This window comes from Variovorax sp. GW821-FHT09B01 (assembly GCF_059418345.1).
Map to the genome: position 1 here is coordinate 842,433 of NZ_JBWKPQ010000001.1, position 23,724 is coordinate 866,156.

A 23,724-nucleotide genomic window follows, 5' to 3' on the forward strand; every position below is an offset into this window, starting at 1 on the left:
TCAGCGCGCCGGCTTCTTGCGCTCCATCTCGAGCAGCAGCACGTTCAGGGCGTTGAGGTGCTTGGCCAGCGCGGCGCCGGCCTTGTCCGCATCGCGCTCGCGCATCAGGCGCAGCACCTTGCGGCGCACCTGCACCACGTTGCTGTGCGGCGTCTGCAGCTGCGCGATGAGGCCGCGCAGGATTTCCGACAGGGCGTCGATCAGCATCACGATCACCTCGTTGTGGGTGGCGCGGCCGATCAGGCGATAGAACTCCGTGATCTGGCCGCTGTCGCGCACCGGCCGGCCCTGCTTCACCAGCTCGGCGAAGCGCTCGATGTCGGCCTCGATGGCGGCGAAATCCTCTTCGGTCGCGCGCTCGCAGGCCAGCCGGATCGCCAGCCCGCACAGCAGGATGCGGGCCTCGGTCAGGTCCGACACCGGCACCTGCTTGAGCGCCACCATGTCGCGCACCGCCTGCGTGATGCCCTCGGGATGCGACTGCTTGATGTAGAAGCCGCCGTTGATGCCGGTCACGGCCTCGACCATGCCGGCCATCTCGAGGCTGCGCAGCGCCTCGCGCACGCCGCTGCGGCTCACGCCGAACTGCTCGGACAGCTCGCGCTCGCTGGGCAGGCGGTCGCCGGCGCTCAGCGCGCCCTCCACCACCTGCTGGCGGATCTGGTCGCAAATCGCCTCGAAGGCGCGGCGCATGCGCACGGGCGCGAAGACTGGTGCGGATTCCGACATGGCTCCTTTCCTCCTCTGGATCTCGAACGTCGATGGCTGGATGCCGAGCCGATAGTGTGCCCGTGCCTGCCCTGGCACAGGCTCCAATTGACCATCATCCCTGGTTTCGCTATGGTTCAACCAATTACATCACAAACCATCCGACCAGGAGACAAGCCTCATGACCCACTCCCGCCGCCACGCGCTGGCCACCGGCCTCGGCCTGCTGGGCGCCTCGGCGCTGCCCGCCTTTCCCCTGGCCGCGCGCGCCGCGCCGGGCTATCCCGACAACGTCATCAAGTTCATCATTCCCACGCCGGCCGGCGGCGGGCACGACACGATGATGCGGGTCATCGGCCAGAAGCTCACCGAGTCCTGGGGCCAGCCCTGCATCGTCGAGTCGAGGGCCGGCGCGAGCGGCGCGATCGCGGCCTCCGCGGTGGCGCGCGCCACGCCCGACGGCTACACGCTCGGCGTCGGCTACAGCGCGCTGATCAGCAACCTCGTGCTGCAGCCCGCTCAGCAGCCCTACAAGCTCGCCGACCTCGCGCCCATCAGCATGCTCGCGCTCACGCCCATCGCCATCGGCGTGCGCGAGTCGCTCAACGTCAGGACGCTCGACCAGCTGGTGGCACTCGCCAAGTCCAGGCCCGGCAAGGTCTCGTACGGTTCCTACGGCCCCGGCTCGGGCGGCAACTTCGTGGGAGAGCTGCTGAACATGGCCGCGGGCATCGACACCGTGCACGTGCCCTACAAGGGCGAGGCGCCGGCGCTGCAGGACCTGATCGGCGGCCAGATCGATACCGCGGTGGTGTCGCTGGGCGGGGTATCGCGCTACCCGGGCAAGATCTGCGCGCTGGCGGTCGCGAGCCCGACGCGCTTTCCGCTCTATCCCGACGTGCCCACCTTCGCCGAGGCCGGCTTCCCCGACGTGAACATGCCGGGCTTCGGCGCGCTGTTCGCGCCGGCCTCCACGCCCAAGGCCATCATCGACAAGCTCGATGCCGAGATGGCGCGCATCGTGAAGCTGCCCGACGTGGCGCCCAAGCTGCTCGAGCTGGGCTTCGAGCCCGCCGGCTGGGGCCCGCAGAAGCTCTCGAGCTTCCTGGCCGAGCAGCTGGCGCTGACGCAGAAGCTGGTCGCGACCGGGCGCATCAAGGTCTGAGCGGGCGCCGCATGCGGCGCAGCGGGCCTGGCCTATAGTGCACGCATGACCTTGCCCAGCGGCGAAGCTGCCGACTACGCATCCTTCATCGAGGCGCTCAAGGAGCGTGTCGCGGCGGCCCGCCAGTCCGCGGCCCGAGCGGTCAATCACGGCCTGATCGCCTTGTACTGGGACATCGGCGAAGCCATCCTCCACAAGCAGCAGGCGCAAGCCTGGGGCGAGGCCGTGGTGGAACGCATCGCCCGGGACTTGCGCGCGGCCTTCCCCGGCACCCAAGGCTTCTCGGCGCGCAATGTCTGGGACATGCGGCGCATGGTCGAGGCCTACAGCGAGCCCGGATTTCTGCGACAGCTTGTCGCAGAAAGTTCCAAGAGCACGAACTCGGGACGCAATACCCACCGACTCAGCGCCGCACGAAAAGCCATGCTGTTCGGCGGCAACGACTCTCTGCGACAGCTCGTCGCAGAAATCCCCTGGGGTCATCACCTGCAGATTCTGGGCAAGACCGCCGACCCGGCACAGCGCCTCTACTACCTGCGCGCCAGCGCCGCGCTGGGCTGGAGCCGCAACGTCCTGCTCAACCAGATCAAGGCCGGCGCCTGGGAACGCTCGCGCGCGGAGGGCAAGAGCCACAATTTCCCGCGGGTGCTGCCGCCCGCCATGGCCGAGCAGGCCGAGGAGGTCCTCAAGAGCAGCTACAGCCTCGAGTTCCTGGGCATCCGCCAGGCGGTGAAGGAACGCGAGCTGGAAACCCGGCTCCTCGACAGGCTGCGCGACTTCATCCTCGAACTGGGCTACGGCTTCTGCTTCATCGGCCGCCAGCACCGCCTCGTGCTGGGACGCAAGGAATACTTCATCGACCTGCTCTTCTACCACCGCTTCCTCAAGGCCCTGGTCGCCGTGGAACTGAAGGTCGGCTCCTTCGAACCCGAGTACGCGGGCAAGATGGACTTCTATCTCAACCTGCTCAACGACAGGGAGCGCGCGCCCGGCGACGCTCCGTCGATCGGCATCATCCTGTGCGCCGAGAAGGACAACCTGGAGGTCGAGTTCGCCTTGCGCAGCAAGACCAATCCTATCGGCGTGGCGGAGTACCAGTTGCAGGCCGCCCTGCCGGCGGAATTGCGCGGCAAGCTGCCTTCGGTGCGCCAGCTCCAACAGGTGGTGCGCGGTGCGCTGCCGCCTCCGGTCGCGACACAGAAGCGACGCGGCAAAGACTGAGCGCCCCCGCCAGTTCGCTACGAGGTCACTCCTCGACCCAGCGCGCGGCGTCGCCGACGGCCGCGCGCGAGGTGCGGAAACCGTTGGCCGGGCGCGCCGCGAGCGGGCCGGCACATGCATCTATATGATTTGCCTCGCCCGCCGCCGATCGCCCCGCGCTTGAATCCCAGCAATCCCACCGCCCCGAACGCAGCCTCGCTCTGGAGTCCGCTCGCCCAGCCCGCCTTCCGCGGGCTCTGGGGTGCCGGCAGCCTGTTCTTCGTCGGCAATGCGATGCAGAACATGGCGGCCTCGTGGCTGATGATCGAGCTCACGGCCTCGTCCTTCCTCTCGGCGCTGGTCCAGACCGCTTCCTTCCTGCCGATGTTCCTGCTGTCGCTGCCCGCCGGGGTGCTGGCCGACACCATCGACCGCCGGCGACTGATGCTGCGCATCCAGGGCGTCTACGGACTCGCCGCGCTGACGCTCACGCTGCTCGCGCTGGCCGGCTGGATCGGCCCGGGCGGGCTGCTGTTCTTCACCTTCCTGCTCGGCGTGTGCACGGCGCTGCAGTCGCCCTCGTGGAACTCCGCCGTCAGCGACACGGTGGCGCGCACCGAGCTGCCGCTGGCCATCACGCTGGTGTCGATGACCTTCAACGGCGCGCGCGCCGTCGGCCCCGGGCTCGCGGGCGTGCTGTTCGCGCTGACCGGCGGCGCCGCCGTGTTCGCGGTCGCGGTGCTGACCGCCTTCGGCATGAGCTGGGCCACGCGGCGCTGGCCGCCGCGGCCGCCCTCGCCCGGGCGCCTGCCGGCCGAGCGGCTGTGGGGCGGCATGCTCAGCGCGCTGCGCTATGCGCGCCATTCGCCCGCGATCTTCGCGCAGCTGGTGCGCACGGCCGGCTTCAGCGGGCTCGGCTCGGCCCTGTGGGCCCTGTTGCCGGTGATCGCGCAGCAGCGGCTCGGGCTGGGCGCGGCGGGCTACGGCCTGCTGATGGCCTGCCTCGGCACGGGCGCCGTCGCCGCCGGCTTCTTCGTCGGGCGCATCCGTTCGCGCTTCTCGCTCGATGCGCTGGCCGCCGGCTGCTGCCTCGTGTTCTCGGGCGCGATGCTGGTGGGCGCGCTCTCGACCTGGCGGCCGCTTGTGTGCGCCAGCTTCGTGCTCGGCGGCGCGGCCTGGATGACGATGATGTCGACCTTCAACGCCGCCACCCAGACCAGCGCGCCGGCCTGGGTACGCGCACGCGCCGCGTCGATGCACACGCTGTGCTCGCTCGGCGCCTTCGCGCTCGGCTCCGCGCTGTGGGGCGCGATGTCCTCGCTGATCGGGCTGAGCGCGGCGCTGTGCCTGTCGGCCGCGGGCATGCTCGCGAGCATCGCGCTGGCGCGGCCGTATCCGCTGCGCATGGGCGCGGACGACGAGGTCACGCTGGCGCCGCTGCACGAGGAGTTCTCGGTGCAGCACGAGCCCGAGTTCGAGGCCGGGCCGGTCGCCGTCGAGGTGGTCTACCGCATCCGCGATGCCGATGCGCGACGCTTCCTCGACGCGGTGCAGCAGCTCGCGGTGCCGCGCAAGCGCGACGGCGCCACCTTCTGGCGCGTCTACCGCGACCTCGACGACCCGAGCCGCTACGTCGAACGCTTCATCGTCACCTCGTGGGCCGACTACCTGCGCCAGCGCGCGCGGGCCACCGTCGCGCGCCACGAGCTGGAGGCGCTCGCGCGCAGCTTCCAGGTGCCGGAGGAGCCGGTGCTCACGCGCCACTACCTGGCCGAACGCAGCCCCTGAGCGCGGGCCGCGCCACCATCCAGATCAGTCCTCGACCCAGCGCGCGGCGTCGCCGACGGTAGCGCGCGAGGTGCGGAAACCGTTGGCCGGGTGCGCCGGGTCCTCGTAGCCGAAGGAGATCCCGCAGACCACCTGGCGGTCGTCCGGGATGTCGAACCAGCGGTGCAGGAACTTCGCGCGCGAGGCCAGCGCGGCCTGCGCGATGCTCGCCACGCCGCGGCTGCGCGCGGCCAGCATGAAGTTCGACACGTAGGCGCCGCAGTCCAGCGCGCCATAGGCGCCGAGCGCGGCATCGGTGTGGATCAGCGCCACGTGCGGCGCGCCGAAGAACGAGAAGTTCTGAAGCCCCTGGCGCGCCGAGGCCTCGCGGTCGCCGTGGGCGATGCCCACGCTGTCGTAGAGCTGGAAGCCGCATTCGCGGCGGCGCTCGCGGTAGACGCCGCGGTATTCGGCGGGCGGCGCGATCTCGAAACCCTGGTCGACCAGCGCCTCGGGCGTGGCCATCGCCGCGCGCAGGCGCTCGGTGGCGGCCGCGCCGGTCACGACCACCTGCCAGGGCTGCGAGTTGCACCACGAGGCCGTGCGCTGGGCGGCGCGCAGGATCGCGTCGATGACGTCGCGCGGCACCGGGTCGGCGAGATAGCCGCGGCAGCTGTAGCGCGCGTCGAGCACGGTGTCGAGGGCCGCGGCGAGATCCGGCGCGGGAACGGGCGGGGAAGTGGTCATGGCTCGGGCAACGGGATGAGGACGAGGGAGCCTAACCGTGCCGGCGCGCTCGCGCTGGCGACGCGGCGAAAGACATGCGCGACGGCGGCCACCTAGTTCGCGCCAGCGATATATGGTTGATCCATTCACAAGGTTATTGAGACAAAAGCTTTGCATCGCGCGGGCTCGAATTTAGCATTGGTCCTACCAATCTGGTCATCCAAGGTGGTCCACCACGCCGGATGGCCCTGCCCCACAAGGAAAACCGCAGCCATGCTCTCGCAAGAAGACAACGAAACCCTCGTGCGCGTCGGCGCCGGCTCGCCCATGGGCGAGCTGATGCGCCTCTACTGGATCCCCTTCCTGCCCAGCCGCGACCTCGAGACCGACGGCCAGCCGCAGCGCGTGCGCCTGCTCGGCGAGGAACTGATCGCGTTCCGCGACAGCGAGGGCCGCGTCGGCCTGATCGACCATGCCTGCCCGCACCGCGGCGCGCCGCTGGTGTTCGGCCGCAACGAGGACTGCGGCGTGCGCTGCATCTACCACGGCTGGAAGTTCGGCGTCGACGGCCGCGTGCAGGACACGCCGGCCGAGCCCGCACAGAGCCGGCTCAAGGACACGGTCACGATCAAGAACTACCCCTGCCGCGAGCGCAACGGCATCGTCTGGACCTACATGGGGCCCGATCGCGAGAACCCGCCGCCGCTGCCGAACCTCGAGTGGAACCTCGTGCCCGAGGAGAACGTGTACGTGAGCTTCCGCGTGCAGGAATGCAATTGGCTGCAGGCCGTGGAAGGCGAGATCGACTCGGCCCACGCGCCGATCCTGCACGGGCGCATCGACCAGCAGGGCGCGATCAGCGACTGGACCGCGAAGAAGGACCTGCGTCCCACCTTCGAATGCAAGCGCCAGGACTTCGGCATGAGCGTGGCCTCCAAGCGCGTGCTCGACGAGAACACGCACTACTGGCGCGTCAACCAGTTCCTGCTGCCCTTCTACACGCTGGTGCCGCCGCAGTCGAACTACCCCGAGCTCAGCGGCCACGCCTGGGTGCCGCTGGACGACCACCACACGCTGTGCATCATGTTCTCGTACACGCCGGCGCAGAAGTTCTACGAGAAGACGCGCAAGCTGTTCGACAACGGCCACGGCGGCCGCGAGACCGGCCACCCGAGCATCAACGCCTATGCGCCGCGCCCGGCCACCGAGCCCTTCGCGAAGTACTGGACCCGGTTCAACCTGCAGAGCGCCTTCCTCTTCAACTACGACGCGCAGACCAAGACCTGGTTCTCGGGCCTGCCCGGCCTGTGGGTGCAGGACGCGGCCTGCCAGTCGGGCGTGGCGCCGATCTACGACCGCTCGAAGGAGCACCTGGGCATGAGCGACACCGGCATCGCGATGACGCGGCGCCTGCTGCTCGAGACGGTGCGCAACCTGTCGGTGCGCCAGCAGCGCCCGCCGCGCATCGAGGACCCCGACCTGCCGATGGTGCGCGCGGTGTCGCTCACGCTGCCGGCCGGCGAGGCCTGGAGCGAATCGGGCCGCGAGCTGATGACCGCGCGCCTGGGCGCCGACTTCGGCTACACGCCATGAGCCTGGGCAACCCCGCGCCGCTGGACCTGTGCCTGCGCCAGATCCGGCTGGAGGCACGCGGCATCGCGTCGTACGAGTTCGTGTCGGCCGACGGCCGGCCGCTGCCGCCGTTCACGGCCGGCGCGCACATCGACCTGCACCTGCCGCGCGAGATGATCCGCAGCTATTCGCTGCTCAACGCGCCCTCGGACGCCGCGCGCTACGTGGTGGCGGTGCAGCGCGACGCGCAGGGCCGCGGCGGCTCGGCCTGGATGCATGCGCATCCGCGCGTGGGCGATCGCTTGCGCGCCAGCCTGCCCGGCAACGACTTCGCGCTGGCCGAGGAGGCCGCGCACTCGGTCTTCATCGCCGGCGGCATCGGCATCACGCCGATCCTGTCGATGCTGCACCGGCTCGAGGAACTGGGCCGGCGCTGGCAGCTGCACTACGCGGGCCGCTCGCCCGAGGAAACCGCCTTCGCCGACACGCTGCGCGCCATGCAGGGCGGACGCGGCCACGGAGAGGTGGAGTTCTGCTTCGGTTCCTCGCGTGCCGAGCGGCTGGACATCGCGGCCATCGTGCGCAACGCGCCGGCCGGCGCGCACCTGTACTGCTGCGGCCCGTCGCGCATGATCGATGCCTTCGTCGAGGCCTGCGCCGGCCGGCCCGCGCACACGGTGCACTTCGAGCGCTTCGCCGCCGGCAGCGCTGCCGCCACCGAGGGCGGCTACGAGGTGGTGCTCGAGCGCAGCGGCCAGCGCCTCGCGGTGGCGCCGGGCAAGACCATCCTCGACACGCTGCTCGACAACGCCATCGACGTGCCCTATGCCTGCAGCGCGGGCGTGTGCGGCACCTGCCGCACGCGCGTGATCGCGGGCGAGCCCGACCATCGCGACGACTACCTGGATGCGCAGGAGAAGCAGTCGAACGAGGCGATCATGATCTGCTGCTCGGGCTCGCGCTCGAAGACGCTGGTCCTGGACCTCTGAGCACGGGAGCAGTCCATGACGACCCGGCTCGACACCACGGCGGAACCGCAGGAGGCCAGTGCCTCCAACGCGGCGGGCGCGGGCCATGGCGCCATCGCCGGCATCCTCGCCTACCTGCGCGACCGGCGGCTGCAACCGGGCGACCGGCTGCCCTCCGAGCGCGACCTCGCCGAGCGCCTCGGCGTCGGCCGCAACGCGGTGCGCGAGGCGCTGGCCACGCTGGTCACGCTGCGCATCGTCGAGTCGCGGCCCAACTCGGGCATCTACCTGCGGCACGTCGAGCGCGAAGGCAGCTTCGAGGCGCTGGTGATGCTCACCGACATGGGCGCCGTGCCCACGCCGGTGGAAGTGGCCGAGACGATGGAGGTGCGCGGCCACCTCGAGGTGCTGGCCGCGGGCCTGGCCTGCCAGCGCCGCACCGAGGCCGACCTGGCGCGCATGGAAGCCGTGCTGCAGCGCACCGAGCAGGTGCTGGCCGAGGGCGGCAACATCGCCGCGGCCGACACCGAGTTCCACGTCGCGCTGGTCGATGCCACCCACAACTCGGTGCTGGTGCGCGTGCTGCATGCCTTCTACCGCTTCACCGGCCGGCGCCGCGAGGCGATGTTCGCCGACACGGTGCAGGGCCGCGCCTCGCTGCTCGACCACCGCCGCCTGCTCGGCCACATCCGCGCGCGCGACGCGGCCAAGGCGCAGCTGCTGATCCTGCGCCACATGGACCGCGCGCGCAGCTACTGGTCGAGCGTGCTCGGCGCCACGGATTGACACGACACCCACGAACCCAAGGAGACCCCCGATGACGACCACTTCCCTCCACCGCCGCGCGCTGCTGGGCGCGGCCTGCGCCGCGCTCGCGCTCGGCGCCCTGCCCGCCTGGGCACAGGGCGGCTACCCGAACAAGCCGATCCGCATGATCGTGCCCTATGCGGCCGGCGGCAGCACCGACCAGCTCGCGCGCGCCATCCAGCAGTCGATGAGCGAGACGCTGGGCCAGACCGTGATCGTCGAGAACAAGCCCGGCGCGGGCGGCACCATCGGCACCGACTACGTGGCCAAGGCCGCGCCCGACGGCTACACGCTGGTGTTCGGCAACACCGGCCCGAACGCGGTGGTCTCGCTGATGCGCAAGGTGCCCTACGACGAGCTCAAGGACCTGCGCCCGATCTCCACCGTCGCGATCACGCCGATGATCCTGGCCGTGCCCGCCGACAGCCCGGCGAAGACGCTGAAGGACTTTCTCGCCTATGCGAAGAAGAACGGCAACGCGCTCAACGTCGGCTCGGTCGGCAACGGCTCGCTGTCGCACCTGACGGCCGAGTACTTCAACGAGGCCGCGGGCCTGCGCATGCAGCACATCCCCTACAACGGCGGCGCGCCGATGATGACCGCCTTCGCCGGCGGCCAGCTGCAGGCCGCCTTCGTGACCGGCCTGGACGGCGCCACGCTGGTGAGCTCGGGCCGGGTGCGCTACCTGGCCGTGGGCACGCCCAAGGCCACCGAGACCGTGCCGGGCCTGCAGGCCATCGCCGACGAGGTGCCGGGCTTCCGCAGCTCGGCCTGGTTCGGCGTGCTCGCACCGAAGGACACGCCCGACGAGATCGTCACGAAGCTGCACGACGCGATCGTGACCGCGGTGGCGCGGCCCGAGGTGCGCAAAATGTTCTCGGCGCGCAACGTCGAGGCGCGCAGCAGCACGCCGCAGGAGCTCGAGAAGCTCATCCGCGACGAGATGGGCCAGTGGGGCCCGGTCGTGCGCAAGGCCAACATCCAGATGTGAGAACCGCCTCCATGCTTGAAAACCTGGAATCCGATTTCCCCGAGCACCAACCGCGCCCCGCGGGCGCGCCGCAGGCGCTGGCCGGCATCAAGGTGGTGGACTTCACCCACTTCATCGCCGGCCCCTTCGCCACCATGATCCTGGCCGACATGGGCGCCGACGTGATCAAGATCGAGGCGCCCGGGCGCGGCGACGACTTCCGCCAATACCCGCCGGTGCACCCCGAGCTCGCGCAGGGCGCGCCCTTCCTCTGGTCGAACCGCAACAAGCGCAGCGTAGCGCTGGACCTGAAGACGCCCGAGGGCCTGGAGGTGGCGCGCGCACTGATCGCGAGCGCCGACGTCGTGGTCGAGAACTTCTCCACCGGCGTGATGGAGCGCTTCGGACTCGACTACGAGAGCTGCCGCAAGGCCAACCCCGAGCTCGTCTACTGCTCGGTGTCGGCCTACGGCCGCGAGGGCGCCTTCGCCGACCGCCTGGGCTTCGATCCGATCGCGCAGGCCGAGAGCGGCTTCGTCTCGATGAACGGCTATGCCGACCGACAGGGCGTGCGCGCGCTGTCGCCGGTGATGGACATCAGCACCGCGATGATGGCGGCCAACGCGATCCTCGGCGCGCTGGTGGCGCGCGAGCGCACGGGCCGCGGGCAGGCGGTGGAAGTGGCGCTGTTCGACAACGCGGTGCTGATGACCGGCTATGCGACGCTGCAGCACGTGTTCAGCGGCGCCGAGCCGCAGCGCCACGGCAACACCAGCCCCGACACCTGCCCCTCGGGCGTGTTCGAGGCCCAGGACGGCTCGTTCTACATCAACTGCGGCAACAACAAGATCTTCCAGCGCCTGATGACGCAGGTGCTCGAACGGCCCGACGTGGCCGCCGACCCGGCCTACGCCAGCGGCCGCGAGCGCTCGCAGCGGCGCGAGGTGCTGTTCGCGCTGCTCGGCGAGGCCTTCGCGAAGCAGCCCTGGTCGCATTGGCAGTCGCGCATGCGCGCGGCCGGCGTGCCCTGCGGCCAGGTGCGCTCGGTCGGCGAGGCCATCCGCTCGCCCGAGGCGCGCGAACGCCGACTGGTGACGCGCATCCCGCATCCGCAGGTGGGCTGGGTGCCGAACATGGCGCTGCCGATCCGCTACTCGCGCACGCCGATCGCCGACCCGGTGGCCGCGCCCACCGTCGGCCAGCACACGCAGGAAGTGCTGCGCGAGGCGCTGGGCTACGACGAGCAGCGCTTCGCGGCGCTCGCGCGCGCCGGAGCCTTCGGTCCGCCCGCCGAGCGGCACGAACCCGCCGGCACGCCGGCATGACCAGCCGCACGCTGCGCGGCCGGGTCGCCGTGGTCGGCATCGGCGAGACCGCCTACTACCGCCACGGCCAGTCGCCCGACGCGGAGTTCAAGCTCGCGCTCAAGGCCATCCTCGCCGCCTGCGCCGACGCGGGCCTCGATCCGCGCGAGATCGACGGCTTCGCCTCGTACAGCGACGACCGCAGCGAGGCCTCGCGGCTGGCGGCCGCGCTGGGCATCCATCGCCTGCGCTCGGCCACCATGCAGTGGGGCGGCGGTGGTGGCGGCTGCGCGGCGGCCGTGGCCAACGGCGCGGCCGCCATCGCGGCCGGGCTGGCCGACTGCGTGGTCGTGTTCCGCGCACTCGCGCAAGGGCAGCACGGGCGCTTCGGCCAGGTCGGCGGTATCGACACCATCTCCGGCGAGAAGGCCTACCTCATGCCCCATGGCGTGCTCTCTCCGCCGCAACGCTTCGCGATGCGCGTGCGGCGCTTCATGCACGAGCACGGCGTGCGGCAGGAGGCGCTGCGCGCCATCGCGCTCGCCTCCTACCACCATGCGCAGGCCAATCCGCGCGCCGTGATGCACGGCAAGCCGCTCGACGCCGCGAAGTACGACGCCTCGCGCTGGATCGCCGAGCCCTTCCACCTGTACGACTGCTGCATGGAGAACGACGGCGCCGCCGCGATCGTGCTGGTGGCGGCCGAGCGCGCGAAGGACTTCGCGCACAAGCCCGCCTACCTGCTCGGCGCGGCCTCGGGCTCGGGCTTTCGCGCCGGCGCCCATCCGCACAACGCGCCGCGCTATGCGAGCGCGGGCTTCGACACCGTGGCGCCCGATCTCTATGCCATGGCCGGCATCGCGCCGGCCGACGTGGGCGTGGTGCAGAGCTACGAGAACTTCACCGGCGGCGTGGCGATGGCGCTGGCCGAGCACGGCTTCTTCCAGCCCGGCGAGGCCAACGACTTCCTCACGCTAGAGAACCTCGTCGCCCCCACGGGCCGGCTGCCGCTGAACACCAGCGGCGGCAACCTCGCCGAGTGCTACATGCATGGCTTCGAGCTGGTGCTCGAGGCGGTGCGCCAGGTGCGCGGCAGCTCGACCAGCCAGGCGGCGCGCAGCGATGTGGCGCTGGTGATCGGCGGCCCCATGGTCACGCCCGCGAGCGACCTGCTGCTGGCATCGGAGAACGTGCTGTGAACGACACGAACGACGAGAAACGCTACCTGCCCGCGGGCCTGCCGATCCCCGTGTCGGAGCCCGATGGATTGTCCGAACCCTATTGGCAAGGCCTGCGCGAGAGCGTCTTGCGCGTGCAGCGCTGCACGCACTGCGGCACCTGGCAGTTCGGCCCCGAGTGGATCTGCCACCGCTGCCATGTCTTCGATCCCGCCTGGGTCGAAGTCGCGCCGCGCGGCCGCATCTACAGCTGGGAGCGCGTGTGGCATCCGGCGCATGCGGCGCTCAAGGACCATGGCGCCTACCTCGTGGTGCTGGTCGAGCTGCCCGGAGCCGGCAACGTGCGCATGGTCGGCAACCTGCTCGGCGATCCGATGCAGGCGGTGGAGATCGGCGCCGAGGTCGAGGGCGTGTTCGAACACCATCCGGATGCGCAGCCGCCGTACGCGCTGCTGCAGTGGCGGCGTGCCTGAGTCCGCGCGCACCGAAGGCCTGGAAGGCTATACCTGCGACCTGCTCGTGATCGGCGCCGGCGCGGGCGGCATGAGCGCCGCGCTCGCGGGCGCGCTCATGGGCCTCGACGTGGTGCTGTGCGAAGCCGGTGAGCAGGTCGGCGGCACCACCGCCACCTCGGCCGGCACGCTGTGGGTGCCCGGCAATGCGCAGGGCGCGGCCGCGGGCTTCGCCGACTCGGCCGCCGAGGCCGCGCGCTATCTCGATGCGATCCTCGGCGCCGACGATCCGCGCGGGCTGCGCGCCGCCTATCTCTCGAGCGCTCCCGAGGCGATCGCCTTCCTCGAAGCGCATTCGGAACTGCGCTTCGCCTCGGCCGGCCGCCATCCCGACTATCTCGAACTGCCCGGCGCAGCCGTGGCGGGACGCGCGCTTTCGCCGCTGCCCTTCGACGGCCGGCGCCTGGGCCGCGACTTCGAGCGCATCCGCGCACCGATGCCGGAGTTCATGGTGCTCGGCGGGATGATGGCCAACAAGGCCGACGTGCAGGCCCTGGCCTACCGCTGGCGCAGCGTCGCGAACTTCCGCCATGCCGCGTGGCTGGTGCTGCGCCATGCGCGCGACCGGCTCACGCATGCGCGCGGCACGCGCCTAGTGCTGGGCAATGCGCTCGTCGCGCGGCTGTACTTCAGCCTGCGCCAGGCCGGTGTGCCGGTGCGCTTCAGCATGCGGCTGCGGCAACTCGATATCTCGGCGGGCCGCGTCACGGGCGGCGTGTTCGACCACGAGGGATCGACGCGGCGCATCGCGAGCCGCCTCGGCGTGGTGCTCGCCACCGGCGGCGTCGGCCATCATGCGGCGTTGCGGGCCCAGCTCGCGCCGGCCGGCGTGTCGCCGCGCACGCTGCGGCCGCAGTCCTTCGAAGGCAACCGCGGCGAGGGCCTCGATGCCGCGCTGCGGGCCGGGGCGCGGCTCGAACGCCATCGGGGCGACTTCTTCTGGCAACCCGTCTCGCTGGCGCCGCGCCCCGGTGGCGAACCCGGGCTCTTTCCACACCTGTACCTCGACCGCGCCAAGCCCGGGCTGATCGCGGTCGATGCCGACGGGCACCGCTTCGTCGACGAGAGCGCCTCGTACCACCACTTCGTCGAGGCCCTGCTCGCGCGCGTGCGCCCCGGTGCATCGACGCCACCGGCCTGGCTGGTCTGCGATGCGGCCTTCGTGCGCGCCTACGGCCTCGGCATGATCCCGCCCGGCACGCGCGCGAGCGCGCTGCGGCGGCACGAGGCATCGGGCTATCTCGTGCTCGCTCACGACATCGACGCACTGGCCACACGGCTGGGCATCGATGCGCGCACGCTGGCAGCCACCATCGCGCGCCACAACCGCCATGCCGAAGCCGGCGAGGACCCGGACTTCGGCAAGGGCAGCACCGAGCTCGGCCGCTTCAACGGCGATGCGGCGCATGCGCCCAACCCCTGCCTCGGCCCGATCGCGCAAGCGCCGTTCTGCGCGCTGGCGGTCTGGCCCGGTGAAGCCGCATCGAGCGCGGGCCTGGCCACCGATACCGACGGGGCCGTGCTCGACACGAACGGGCAGCCCATCGCGGGCCTCTACGCCTGCGGCAACGACATGGCCTCGATCATGCGCGGCGCCTATCCGGGGCCGGGCATCACGCTCGGGCCCGCGATCGTGTTCGGCTGGCGCATCGCGCGGCATGTGGCACGACGCAACCCCCACACACCTTCCTCCCCACGATGAATCCCACCTCCACTCCCCACGAGGCCAGCGGCCCGCTCGCCGGCCTGCGCGTGGTCGAATTCGCCGGCCTCGGGCCCGCGCCCTTCGCCTGCATGCTGCTGTCGGACATGGGCGCCGACGTGATCACCATCGACCGCCCCGCGCGCCGCCTCGGCGACCGCAGCGACATCACGGGCCGCGGCCGCACCGTGGTGCTGGCCGACCTCAAGGACCCCGGCTCGCGCGAGGAGGTGCTGGGCCTGCTGGCACGCGCCGACGTGCTGGTCGAGGGCTTCCGGCCCGGCGTGATGGAACGCCTGGGCCTGGGCCCCGACGAGGCGCTGCGGCGCAATCCACGGCTGGTCTACGGCCGCATGACGGGCTGGGGCCAGCACGGCCCGCTCGCGCAGGCCGCGGGCCACGACATCAACTACATCGCGCTGACCGGCGCGCTGCATGCCATCGGCCCGGCCGGCGGCGCGCCGATGCCGCCGCTGAACCTCGTGGGCGACTACGGCGGCGGCAGCCTCTACCTCGTCGTCGGCCTCCTGGCCGCGCTGCTCGAAAGCCGGCGCTCGGGGCAGGGCCAGGTGGTCGACGCGGCCATCGTCGACGGCGTGAACTCGCTGATGAGCCTGTTCGCCACCAGCGCGATGCGCGGCACCTTCTCCGAGGAACGCGGCACCAATGCGCTCGACGGCGGCGCTCCCTACTACGGCAGCTACGCCACCGGCGACGGCCGCCATGTCTGCATCGGGCCGATCGAGCCGCAGTTCTTCGCCGAGCTGTGCGAGCGCCTGGGCGTCGATCCCGCGCTGCGCGACGCGCAGCACGACCGCGCGTGCTGGCCCGCGCTGCGCGCCGAGTTCGAGCAGCTGTTCCGCACCCGCGGCCGCGACGAATGGACCGCGCTGTTCGACGGCAGCGATGCCTGCGTCGCGCCCGTGCTCGCGCTGAGCGAGGCGCCCGCGCATCCGCACAACAGTGCGCGCGAGGCCTTCGTCGATGTCGAAGGGGTGCGGCAGCCGGCACCAGCGCCGCGTTTCTCGCGCACGCCGTCGCGCGTTCAGGGTCCGGCCGCGTGCGAGGCGACGCCGGCCGCGGACGTGCTGGCGCGCTGGGGCTGAGCGGACCCGCGGCGCTTCAACCCTCGCCAAGCCAGGCAAGCAGGTCCGCCACCGGATCGATCACCTGCCGCATGCCGGCATCGCGCAGGCCCGCGGCGAGCCCGATACCGACCACGCCGACCACGAAAACCGGCTGCCGCCCGCCGAAGCCCTCGCAGCGTTCGCGCAACGCATCCAGCGCGATCTCGGGCTGCGCGGCGATGACGGCCGGCGCGAGATCGATCACCTGCCAGCCGTCGATCACGCACGCATGGCCGGTCGCCTCGAAGGCTGCCTCATAGAGCGCCGTCATTCCGCGGTCGAAGGTCACGATGTCGAGCCGATGCCCGAGCTTCCGGTGCAGCGCCAGCACGCTGCGCGTGAAACCATGGGCCGCATCGCCGAAGCGCTCGCGCACGATCTCGTAGCCCGTGTCGACCGACGACATGGCCACCACCCGGTCGAAGCCTTCGCTCAGGCCCGGCAATGCACGCGCCAGCGCCGCCTCGGCCCGCACGTTGTCGGCGGCTGAGCCGATGATCCGTGGCGCCGCCTCGACCTCGGCGGCGGCCCAGGACCCGGACGGCCAGCCGCCACGCGCGATGTGGCGCCGCAGCGTGGCCGTGATCTCGCGGCTCGAGTTCGGATTGAGGAACAGCGTCCTCGCCGTCATGGCGTGGCCGGAAAGCGATGCCGCCAGAACTGCGCGATGTCGCGCCGGCGGCAGAACCAGACATCGGGGAATTCGGAGGCCGCGAGCAGGAACTCGCGCAGCGCCTCCGCGCGCCCGGGCCGCCCGGCCAGGCGCAAGTGCAGGCCGATCGACATCATCGACGCCTGCCGGCGGCCTTCGCGCCGCAGGCAGGCGAGCGTGCGCCGCAGGTGGTCGGTGAAGTCGTCGGGCGTGTCGAAACCCGGCGCCGAGGCGAAGCGCATGTCGTTGCAGTCGAAGCTGTAGGGCAGAACCAGATGCGGCTTGTCGCCGACCCGCGTCCAGTACGGCAGGTCGTCGTTGTAGGCGTCCGAGTCGTACTGCAGTCCCTGCTCGACGGCCAGCATGCGCGTGCGCGGGCTGACGCGGCCGGTGTACCAGCCGACCGGGCGTTCGCCGCACAGGCGTTCGAGCACGTCGAGCGAACGGGCCATGTGCGCGCGCTCGGTCGCCTCGGGCACCTCGTCGTAGTCGATCCATCGCGCGCCGTGCGAGACCACCTCGTGCCCGGCCTCGACGATCGATCGCGCGGCCTCGGGATGCTTCTCGAGCGCGCCCGACACCGCGAAGTAGGTGGCTGGTACCCGACACTCGGCGAGCAGGTCGAGGATGCGCCAATGGCCGGCCCGGCTGCCGTATTCGTAGTGCGACTCCACCACCAGGTTGCGGCGCCCGGCGCGCGCCGTCGCGCCCGACACGTCGCTGTTGAGCACCTCCGAAAAGGTATCGCCCTCGAGCACGCAGTTCTCCGCGCCCTCCTCGTAGTTGACGACCACGCTGAGCGCGACGCGACGCCCGCCCGGCCATTCGAAGTCGGGACGCGCGCGCCCGTAACCGATGAAGTCGCGGACCGCCTCGCTCATCGCTGCACCTTCGCCTTCGCCACGCAGACCCCGATCAGCAGCAGGCCGAGGGTGCAGTAGATCGAGATCGACAGCGGGCTGTCGAAACGGTCGAGCAGCCAGACGCAGATGCTGGGTGCGAGCGCGCCGCCGAACACGCCCGCGAGCTGGAAGCCCAGCGATGCACCCGTGCACCGCACCCTGGACTCGAACATGTCGGGAATGAAGGCCGCGAGCGGCGCCCACAGCGAGGCCTGGCAGACCATGCCGATCACCGAGGCGAGCACCACCAGCGAGGGATTGCGCGTCTCCAGCAGCGGAAAGTAGGCGAACGACCAGACGATCGAGGCGGCCACGCCGAGCAGCAGCATGGGCTTGCGACCGAAGCGGTCAGACAGCGCACCGAACAGCGGGATCGCGACCACGCCGACCGCCGCGCCCCACAGCACGGCATTCAAGGCCACCTGCCGCGGCAGGCCGAGCCGGTTCGGCACGTAGATCAGCAGCAGCAGCGAGAACACGTACCAGATGACGCCCTCGCCGGCCCGCACCCCAATCGCCAGCAGCACCTGGCGCCAGTGCTTGCGCAGTGTCTCGGCCAGCGGCGCCTCGGCCTTGTGGTCGCTCTTCTCGAGGCTCTTGAAGACCGGGGATTCCTCGATCGTGCGGCGGATGAAGTAGCCGATGCCCACGAGCAGGATGCTCGCGAGGAAGGGCACGCGCCAGCCCCAGTCCATGAACTGCGCGTCGGTGGTGACCGTGTTCATGAAGCCGAACATCGCATTGGCGATCAGCACGCCGATCGGGCTCGCGACCTGCACCAGGCTGCCGTAGAAGCCGCGGCGGCGCCCGCTGGCATCGAACTCGTTAACCATCAGCGCCGCCCCGCCCCATTCGCCGCCCAGCGCGAGCCCTTGGGCGAAGCGCAACACCGCCAGCAGCAGCGGCGCGAGCAGCCCGACATGCTCGTAGGTCGGCAGCAGCCCGATCAGGAAGGTCGACAGGCCCATGACCAACAGGGTCGAGACCAGCACGAAGCGCCGGCCGAGCTTGTCGCCCAGCGAGCCGAAGATCGCGGCCCCCACCGGCCGCGCGACGAAGGCGATGCCGTACGACAGCAGCGACAGGATGGTCGCGACGAAGGGATCGGTCTGCGGGAAGAACAGCTTCGGAAACACCAGCGCCGCCGCCGTGCCGAAGACGAAGTGGTCGTAGAACTCCAGCGTGGTGCCGACCAGGCTCGCGGCGGCGACGCGCCGCGGACTGGTCGAGGATGCGGGCCGGTCTTCGGCGCGCGGGGCCGTGTTCGCCGTGGCGGATGTCGTCATGGGGATGCTCCTGATCGATGGACGGCGCCATTGCAGCACCGGCTCAATGCTTGGACAATCAGAATAATTCGAACGATTATTCGCCAAAGATGAATATTACGTTGCGCCAGATCCGTGCCTTCCTCGCGGTGGCCGAGGCCGGTGCCTTCGCGCGCGCGGCCGAGCGCATGCACCTCTCGCCCTCCGCGCTGTCCACGCTGGTCAAGGAACTCGAGGAACAGATCGGGCTGCGGCTGTTCTACCGCAGCACGCGCGTGGTCCAGCTGACCGAGGCCGGCGCCGAGTTCCTGCCGCTGGCGCGCAAGGCGCTCGAGGACCTCGAGGCCGCGGTCGCCGGATCGCGCGCGCTGGCCGAGGTCAAGCGCGGCCGGGTCACGGTGGCCGCCTCCATCGTGATCGCCGCCACGCTGCTGCCCTGGGTGATCCAGTCGTTCCAGCAGCGCCATCCGGGTATCCAGTGCATCCTCAAGGACGGCTTCGAGGAGACCATCCGCGACCAGGTGCGCCGCGGCGAGGTCGACCTCGGCGTCGGCACGCTGGTCGAAGGCGAGCCGGGGCTGACGGAGGTCACGCTCTACCAGGACCATCTGGTGGCGCTGGTGCCCGATGGCCATCCGCTCGCGGAGCGCGGCGCCGTCACCTGGCGCGAGCTGGCCAAGCATCCGCTGATCAGCCTGTCCGACCAGAGCCCGTCGCGCGCGCTGGCCGACGCGGCCTTCGATTCCGTCGGCCTGCGGCCGGTGCCCGCGCATGTCGCGACCTTCTCCTCCACGCTGATCAGCATGGTGGCCGCGGGCATGGGCGTGGCCGCGCTGCCGGTCAACGTGCGCCAGCTCTCGCGCCGCACCGGCGTGCAGACGCGGATGCTGGTGCGGCCGACGGTCAAGCGGAACATGGGCGTCTATTCGCGCAGCGACGCGGAGCTGACGCCGGCGGCGAATGCCTTCCTGAAGCACATGCAGGCGTTCGTGAAATCGAAGGGGAGCCTGCCGGACGAGGCGGCCGAAGCCGCCGCGCATTGAAGCCGCATCGAGGAGCGAAAGACGTTTCCGCTGTGTCAATCTGTTCCAGGCCGTTGACGCCCGCGCGACCCCGTCGCTACATTCGTTCGACCCCTCCCCGGAGCACACCCATTGCACGGCCCCCTCCCCTACGTCCTCGCAGCCATCGCCATCGCGGTCCTCGCGGGCGACCTGGCCGCAACGGTCGTGGTGCTGCGCAGCGATTTCTACTCGGGGCCGCAGCGCGCATGGCAGCTGGCCCTGGTATGGCTCATCCCCATCGTCGGCGCCGCCTGCTGCCTGAGCTTCGCGGCCATCCACAGGCGCGCGATCCCCAAGCCTTCCGCGGCATTCCCCGGTTCCGATACCTACAACCTGCCCGGTGGTGAAGCCAACAGTCTCTGAACCGGTGCGACGCCTTGCCGGTGCCGCCCTTCTGCTCGCGATGTTCGCCTGCCCGCCAGCGCTGGCGCAGACACCTTCGCGCGATCTCCCGCCGTCCATTGAGCCCGACCACAGCGCATCGCTGACGGTGGAAGACTTCCTGCGCGGCGCGCAGGTGCTCGGCGAGCTCGGTCCCGAGCGCGCCGAGCAGAACGCCGACTACGTGGCGGCGATCCGCGGGCTGGCGCTGATCGGGGACAACTACCGTACCGATGTGCTCAAGGCCAGGGCCGCGGGCACCACGATCGACAGCTGCCCCGGCAAGTCCGCGAAGATCACCACCGACACGCTGATCCCCTTCCTGCTGCGGCTGCCGCCCGAGCAGCGGACGATGCCGATGGAGCAGGCGTTCCGGCTGCACATGCGCGAGCTCTACCCATGCCCCGCCAAGGGCGCAACGCGGTAACCGCAAGCTCGCCCGATCGAGCGCCTACTCGGGCTTGATCCCCTGCTCGCGCACCACGCGCGTGAACTGCACGATCTCCTGCGAGACCAGCTTGTCGAGCGCCTCGGGCGACCCGCCGATCACGCGCCCGGCCTGGGTTTCCATGCGTGCCTTGACCTCGTTGTCGGCCAGGGCCGCGAGCGTGGCCTGGTGCAGCTTGTCGACCACGGCCTGCGGCGTGCCGTGCGGCACGAAGGTGCCGATCCAGGTGTCGGATTCGTAGCCGGGCACCGATTCCGCGATGGTCTGCACCTCGGGCAGCAGCGGCGAGCGCTCCTTCGAGGTCACGGCGATCGCCTTGAGTTTGCCGCTGCGGATGTGCGGCAGCGCGCCGCTCAGGGTGCCGAACACCGCGGGCACCTGGTTGCCCACCACGTCCGCGATCGCGGGTCCCGCGCCGCGGTAGGGAATGTGCTGCAGCGAGAGCTTGGCCATCGACTGCAGCAGCCCGCCCGCGAAGTGGCCCGGCGAGCCGATGCCGCCTGTCGCGTACTGGCGGTACCGCGGATCGCGCTGGCCCAGCGCGATCCACTCCTTGAGATTGTTGGCCGGCACCGACGGATGGACCGCGAGCACCTGCGGCAGCGCACCGATCAGCGTGACGCCGCGCAGGTCGCGCTCGGTGTTGAAGGGCAGCGAGGGGTACAGGGCCTGGTTGATGCTGTGCGAGGAGACGGTGAACAGCACCGTGTAGCCGTCGGGCGCGGCCTTCGCGACGTAGTCGGTGGCGATCGATCCGCCGGCGCCGGGCTTGTTCTCCACGATGACCGTCTGGCCGAGCTTCTCGCTCATCTTGGCGTTGAGCGAGCGCGCGATGGTGTCGGAGCCGCCACCTGGCGCGAAGGTCACGATCAGGCGCACGGGTTGGCGCGCGGGATAGTCGGGCTGCGCGCCCGCCAGCAGTGGCATGGCGATCAGCGCCCAGGATACGAGCCGTGTGGCCCTGAGGATGTTCATGGTGTCTCCGTCGATTTGTGCAGTCGACTGTAGGGACGGCCTCCCGAACTGAACACTACGAAATCCTGCTACCGGTATAGCGCCGACCGATGGCGCCGCACGCGCGCGCTCAGCTGCCGGCCACCAGCCGCGCCCCGTCCCAGCGGCGGGAGCGCACCAGCTCGCGCACCACGCTCACGATCAGTGCGTGCACGCAGGCGGCGGCGGGCTGCAACCGGTTCAGGCGCGAATGCGCGAGCGTCGCGCGGCGCACGATCTGCGGCTCGATCGGAGTCTGTCGCAGCAACTGCGCGGCGGCATGCCAGGCCAGCGCCGAATGCGGGATCACGGTGCCCGCGCCGCCCTGCGCGACCATGGCCAGCACGGTGTGGATCGAGCTCGCCTCGGCCTTGATCTGCGGCGCCACGCCCGCCTCGGCGAAGGCGCGGTCGACCAGGTCGCGCAAGGTGGTGACCTGCGTCGTGAGCATCAGCGGCACGCTGGCCACCGTCGGCAGGTCGATGCTGCGGCCCGCGCGCACCAGCGGCTTGCGGCGCGGCTGCACGAAGTACAGCGGTTCGTCCACCAGCGGCACCGCCTCGATGCCGGGCAGCGCCACGTCGTCGACCAGCACGCTGAGCTCGACGCGCTCGTTGATCAGGTGCGCCGCGAGGAAGGTGCTGGGGCTCTCGTAGACCTCGAGCACGATCTGCGGATGGCGCTCCTCGAGCGCGGCGATCAGCGGGCCGACCAGCACCATCGCGATGCTCGACGGCAGCCCGAGCCGCACGCGTCCGCTCAGGCCCGCATCCGACGCCTTCACCACGTTCTTCGTGTCGCCCGCGAGCTTGAGGATCTGCTGTGCATGGCGGTACAGCGCCTGTCCCGCATCGGTCGGCGTGACGCCCTTGACGCTGCGCTGCAGCAGCTGGGTGCCGAGCTCTTCCTCGAGCTGGGTCATCTGCTGGCTCAGCGCGGGCTGGACGATATGGACCAGCGCCGCCGCGCGCGAGAGCGAGCCGCTGTCGACGATCGCGACGAAGTAGCGCAGCTGGCGTATTTCCATGGCGAGAAGGGGTGATGGCCGCCCCGGCGCGAGGGCAGGCCGATGGTGGAAAGGAGGGGGCCGAACTCAGCCGAGCCCGTGTTGGCTCACGACACCGTCGGCGAGCCAGGCGTCGATGCGCTCGCGACCATAGCCGAAATCCCGCAGCACTTCGACTGTGTGTTCCCCGAGCAGCGGTGGCGGCAGGCGCACGCTGCCCTCGCGCAAGCCGTCGATGCGCACCGGGTTGCCGACCTGCCGCATGGGCCCGATGACGGGATGGGTGAACTCCTCGACCAGCCCGCAGTGCTGCACCTGCGGATCGGCGAACACGTCGGCGATGTCGTTGATCGGCCCCGCCGGAATGCCCAGCGCGACCATCTGCGCGGTCCAGGCCGCGCGCGGCTGCGTGCGCAGTCGTTCCTCGAGCAGTTCCTTGAGCGCGATGCGGTGCTGCATGCGCGCCGCGTTGTTGACGAAACGCGGATCCGACAGCAGCGCCTCCAGGCCGAGCAGCCGCGCGATCTTCACCCATTGCTCCTGCGTGGCGCCGCCGATGTTCAGCGGCCCGTCCTGCGCCTCGAACACGCCGTACGGCGCGATCACCGGATGCACGTTGCCCACCGGCGCCGGCACCTCGCCGAGCGACAGGTAGCGCTGCCCCTGCACGCTGAGCAAGCCGACCAGGCTCGCCAGCAGCGAGGTCTCGACCTTCTGCCCCCGGCCGCTGGCCTGGCGCTGGATCACCGCCGCCAGGATGCCCATGGCGGTCCACATGCCTGAGGTGAGATCGCCGATCGCCACGCCCACGCGCTGCGGGCCGGACTCGGGCGTGCCCGTGAAGCTCATGAAGCCCGAGAAGCCCTGCGCGATCTGGTCGAAGCCCGGCCAGTGGCCCTTGGGGCCGTCGCTGCCGAAGCCGGTGATGCTGCCGTGGATCAGCCCGGGGTTCAGCGCCATGAGCTCGGCCTGGCCCATGCCCATCTGCGCCATCACGCCGGCGCGGAAGTTCTCCACCAGGATGTCGGCCTTCGCTGCCATCTCGCGTACGATCGCCAGGCCTTCGGGGTGGCGGAAGTCCAGCGCCACGCTCTTCTTGTTGCGGTTGCCCGAGAGGTAGTAGACGCTGGTGTCCTCGGCGAAAGGACCCCACTGGCGCACCATGTCGCCGTGCGGCGCCGGCTCGATCTTCACGACCTCGGCGCCGAAGTCGCCGAGGATCATCGAGCAGAACGGGCCGGACAGCGCGCGCGAGAGGTCGAGCACGCGGAGGCCCGCGAGGGGCAGCGCTTGGGTCATGAGCAGCT

The 23,724-nt window shown here is 70.8% G+C and carries 23 protein-coding genes; 15 read left to right on the forward strand and 8 right to left on the reverse strand.

Annotation, left to right across the window (positions count from 1 at the left end; translation table 11 throughout):
- Nucleotides 1-729, reverse strand: coding sequence for a FadR/GntR family transcriptional regulator (locus AC07RV_RS03610; RefSeq protein ID WP_296782475.1), 729 nt, complete (start codon nucleotides 727-729; stop codon nucleotides 1-3).
- Nucleotides 730-889: 160 nt separating this feature from the next.
- On the opposite strand from AC07RV_RS03610, the gene AC07RV_RS03615 reads away from it, so the two are divergent.
- The 3 genes from AC07RV_RS03615 (at nucleotide 890) to AC07RV_RS03625 (ending at nucleotide 4,861) form a co-directional block, all read left to right on the forward strand.
- Nucleotides 890-1,873, forward strand: coding sequence for a Bug family tripartite tricarboxylate transporter substrate binding protein (locus AC07RV_RS03615; RefSeq protein ID WP_296782476.1), 984 nt, complete (start codon nucleotides 890-892; stop codon nucleotides 1,871-1,873).
- 45 nt (nucleotides 1,874-1,918) lie between these two features.
- A complete protein-coding gene (locus tag AC07RV_RS03620; protein ID WP_296782478.1) occupies nucleotides 1,919-3,094 on the forward strand; it encodes a PDDEXK nuclease domain-containing protein in 1,176 nt (391 codons plus the stop codon).
- 159 nt (nucleotides 3,095-3,253) lie between these two features.
- On the forward strand, nucleotides 3,254-4,861 hold the full coding sequence (locus AC07RV_RS03625) for an MFS transporter (RefSeq protein WP_296782480.1): 1,608 nt from the start codon (nucleotides 3,254-3,256) through the stop codon (nucleotides 4,859-4,861).
- Between the two features lie 24 nt (nucleotides 4,862-4,885).
- Here AC07RV_RS03625 and AC07RV_RS03630 read toward each other — a convergent pair whose 3' ends face one another.
- Complete coding sequence (locus tag AC07RV_RS03630) at nucleotides 4,886-5,587, reverse strand: nitroreductase (protein WP_296782482.1); 702 nt, start codon at nucleotides 5,585-5,587, stop codon at nucleotides 4,886-4,888.
- A 252-nt stretch (nucleotides 5,588-5,839) separates the two neighbouring features.
- Here AC07RV_RS03630 and AC07RV_RS03635 point away from each other — a divergent pair, with 252 nt between their 5' ends.
- The 9 genes from AC07RV_RS03635 to AC07RV_RS03675 are packed head-to-tail and all read left to right on the forward strand — an operon-like array spanning nucleotide 5,840 to nucleotide 15,685.
- Nucleotides 5,840-7,159 carry a Rieske 2Fe-2S domain-containing protein gene (locus AC07RV_RS03635; RefSeq protein WP_296782484.1) on the forward strand — a complete coding sequence of 440 codons (1,320 nt, stop codon included), beginning with the start codon at nucleotides 5,840-5,842 and terminating at the stop codon, nucleotides 7,157-7,159.
- A complete protein-coding gene (locus AC07RV_RS03640; protein ID WP_296782486.1) occupies nucleotides 7,156-8,127 on the forward strand; it encodes a PDR/VanB family oxidoreductase in 972 nt (323 codons plus the stop codon). The genes AC07RV_RS03635 and AC07RV_RS03640 overlap by 4 nt, the downstream gene beginning before the upstream one ends.
- Nucleotides 8,128-8,142: 15 nt before the next feature.
- Nucleotides 8,143-8,892 carry a FadR/GntR family transcriptional regulator gene (locus AC07RV_RS03645; RefSeq protein WP_296782488.1) on the forward strand — a complete coding sequence of 250 codons (750 nt, stop codon included), beginning with the start codon at nucleotides 8,143-8,145 and terminating at the stop codon, nucleotides 8,890-8,892.
- A 31-nt stretch (nucleotides 8,893-8,923) separates the two neighbouring features.
- The gene (locus AC07RV_RS03650) at nucleotides 8,924-9,904 is read left to right on the forward strand and encodes a Bug family tripartite tricarboxylate transporter substrate binding protein (RefSeq protein ID WP_296782490.1); all 981 of its coding nucleotides are present in this window, start codon (nucleotides 8,924-8,926) and stop codon (nucleotides 9,902-9,904) included.
- Between the two features lie 11 nt (nucleotides 9,905-9,915).
- Nucleotides 9,916-11,208, forward strand: a complete 1,293-nt coding sequence (locus AC07RV_RS03655; protein ID WP_296782491.1) for a CaiB/BaiF CoA transferase family protein — start codon at nucleotides 9,916-9,918, stop codon at nucleotides 11,206-11,208.
- Complete coding sequence (locus tag AC07RV_RS03660; RefSeq protein ID WP_296782492.1) at nucleotides 11,205-12,386, forward strand: thiolase C-terminal domain-containing protein; 1,182 nt, start codon at nucleotides 11,205-11,207, stop codon at nucleotides 12,384-12,386. Before AC07RV_RS03655 ends, AC07RV_RS03660 begins: the two co-directional genes overlap by 4 nt.
- The gene (locus AC07RV_RS03665) at nucleotides 12,383-12,838 is read left to right on the forward strand and encodes a Zn-ribbon domain-containing OB-fold protein (RefSeq protein WP_296782493.1); all 456 of its coding nucleotides are present in this window, start codon (nucleotides 12,383-12,385) and stop codon (nucleotides 12,836-12,838) included. The genes AC07RV_RS03660 and AC07RV_RS03665 overlap by 4 nt, the downstream gene beginning before the upstream one ends.
- The gene (locus AC07RV_RS03670) at nucleotides 12,831-14,579 is read left to right on the forward strand and encodes an FAD-binding protein (RefSeq protein ID WP_296782495.1); all 1,749 of its coding nucleotides are present in this window, start codon (nucleotides 12,831-12,833) and stop codon (nucleotides 14,577-14,579) included. The genes AC07RV_RS03665 and AC07RV_RS03670 overlap by 8 nt, the downstream gene beginning before the upstream one ends.
- Nucleotides 14,576-15,685, forward strand: a complete 1,110-nt coding sequence (locus AC07RV_RS03675; protein WP_296782496.1) for a CaiB/BaiF CoA transferase family protein — start codon at nucleotides 14,576-14,578, stop codon at nucleotides 15,683-15,685. Before AC07RV_RS03670 ends, AC07RV_RS03675 begins: the two co-directional genes overlap by 4 nt.
- 16 nt (nucleotides 15,686-15,701) lie before the next feature.
- Here AC07RV_RS03675 and AC07RV_RS03680 read toward each other — a convergent pair whose 3' ends face one another.
- From AC07RV_RS03680 to AC07RV_RS03690, 3 genes are read right to left on the reverse strand one after another with little or no spacing between them, the layout of a single operon-like run.
- The gene (locus AC07RV_RS03680) at nucleotides 15,702-16,337 is read right to left on the reverse strand and encodes an aspartate/glutamate racemase family protein (RefSeq protein ID WP_296782497.1); all 636 of its coding nucleotides are present in this window, start codon (nucleotides 16,335-16,337) and stop codon (nucleotides 15,702-15,704) included.
- Nucleotides 16,334-17,239, reverse strand: a complete 906-nt coding sequence (locus AC07RV_RS03685; RefSeq protein ID WP_296782498.1) for a polysaccharide deacetylase family protein — start codon at nucleotides 17,237-17,239, stop codon at nucleotides 16,334-16,336. The genes AC07RV_RS03680 and AC07RV_RS03685 overlap by 4 nt, the downstream gene beginning before the upstream one ends.
- Nucleotides 17,236-18,546, reverse strand: coding sequence for an MFS transporter (locus AC07RV_RS03690; protein ID WP_296782499.1), 1,311 nt, complete (start codon nucleotides 18,544-18,546; stop codon nucleotides 17,236-17,238). The genes AC07RV_RS03685 and AC07RV_RS03690 overlap by 4 nt, the downstream gene beginning before the upstream one ends.
- Before the next feature lie 89 nt (nucleotides 18,547-18,635).
- On the opposite strand from AC07RV_RS03690, the gene AC07RV_RS03695 reads away from it, so the two are divergent.
- From AC07RV_RS03695 to AC07RV_RS03705, 3 genes are all read left to right on the forward strand, one after another.
- The gene (locus AC07RV_RS03695) at nucleotides 18,636-19,568 is read left to right on the forward strand and encodes a LysR family transcriptional regulator (protein ID WP_296782500.1); all 933 of its coding nucleotides are present in this window, start codon (nucleotides 18,636-18,638) and stop codon (nucleotides 19,566-19,568) included.
- A gap of 111 nt (nucleotides 19,569-19,679) precedes the next feature.
- The gene (locus AC07RV_RS03700) at nucleotides 19,680-19,952 is read left to right on the forward strand and encodes a hypothetical protein (protein WP_296782501.1); all 273 of its coding nucleotides are present in this window, start codon (nucleotides 19,680-19,682) and stop codon (nucleotides 19,950-19,952) included.
- Between the two features lie 4 nt (nucleotides 19,953-19,956).
- Entirely contained in the window at nucleotides 19,957-20,397 is a 441-nt protein-coding gene (locus tag AC07RV_RS03705) for a hypothetical protein (RefSeq protein ID WP_296782503.1), read from the forward strand.
- Nucleotides 20,398-20,421: 24 nt separating this feature from the next.
- On the opposite strand, the gene AC07RV_RS03710 is transcribed toward AC07RV_RS03705, so the two are convergent.
- From AC07RV_RS03710 to AC07RV_RS03720, 3 genes are all read right to left on the reverse strand, one after another.
- Nucleotides 20,422-21,393, reverse strand: a complete 972-nt coding sequence (locus AC07RV_RS03710; protein ID WP_208513109.1) for a tripartite tricarboxylate transporter substrate binding protein — start codon at nucleotides 21,391-21,393, stop codon at nucleotides 20,422-20,424.
- 109 nt (nucleotides 21,394-21,502) lie between these two features.
- Entirely contained in the window at nucleotides 21,503-22,438 is a 936-nt protein-coding gene (locus AC07RV_RS03715; protein ID WP_208513108.1) for a LysR substrate-binding domain-containing protein, read from the reverse strand.
- A 66-nt stretch (nucleotides 22,439-22,504) separates the two neighbouring features.
- The gene (locus tag AC07RV_RS03720; protein WP_296782506.1) at nucleotides 22,505-23,716 is read right to left on the reverse strand and encodes a CaiB/BaiF CoA transferase family protein; all 1,212 of its coding nucleotides are present in this window, start codon (nucleotides 23,714-23,716) and stop codon (nucleotides 22,505-22,507) included.
- Nucleotides 23,717-23,724 lie beyond the last annotated feature (8 nt).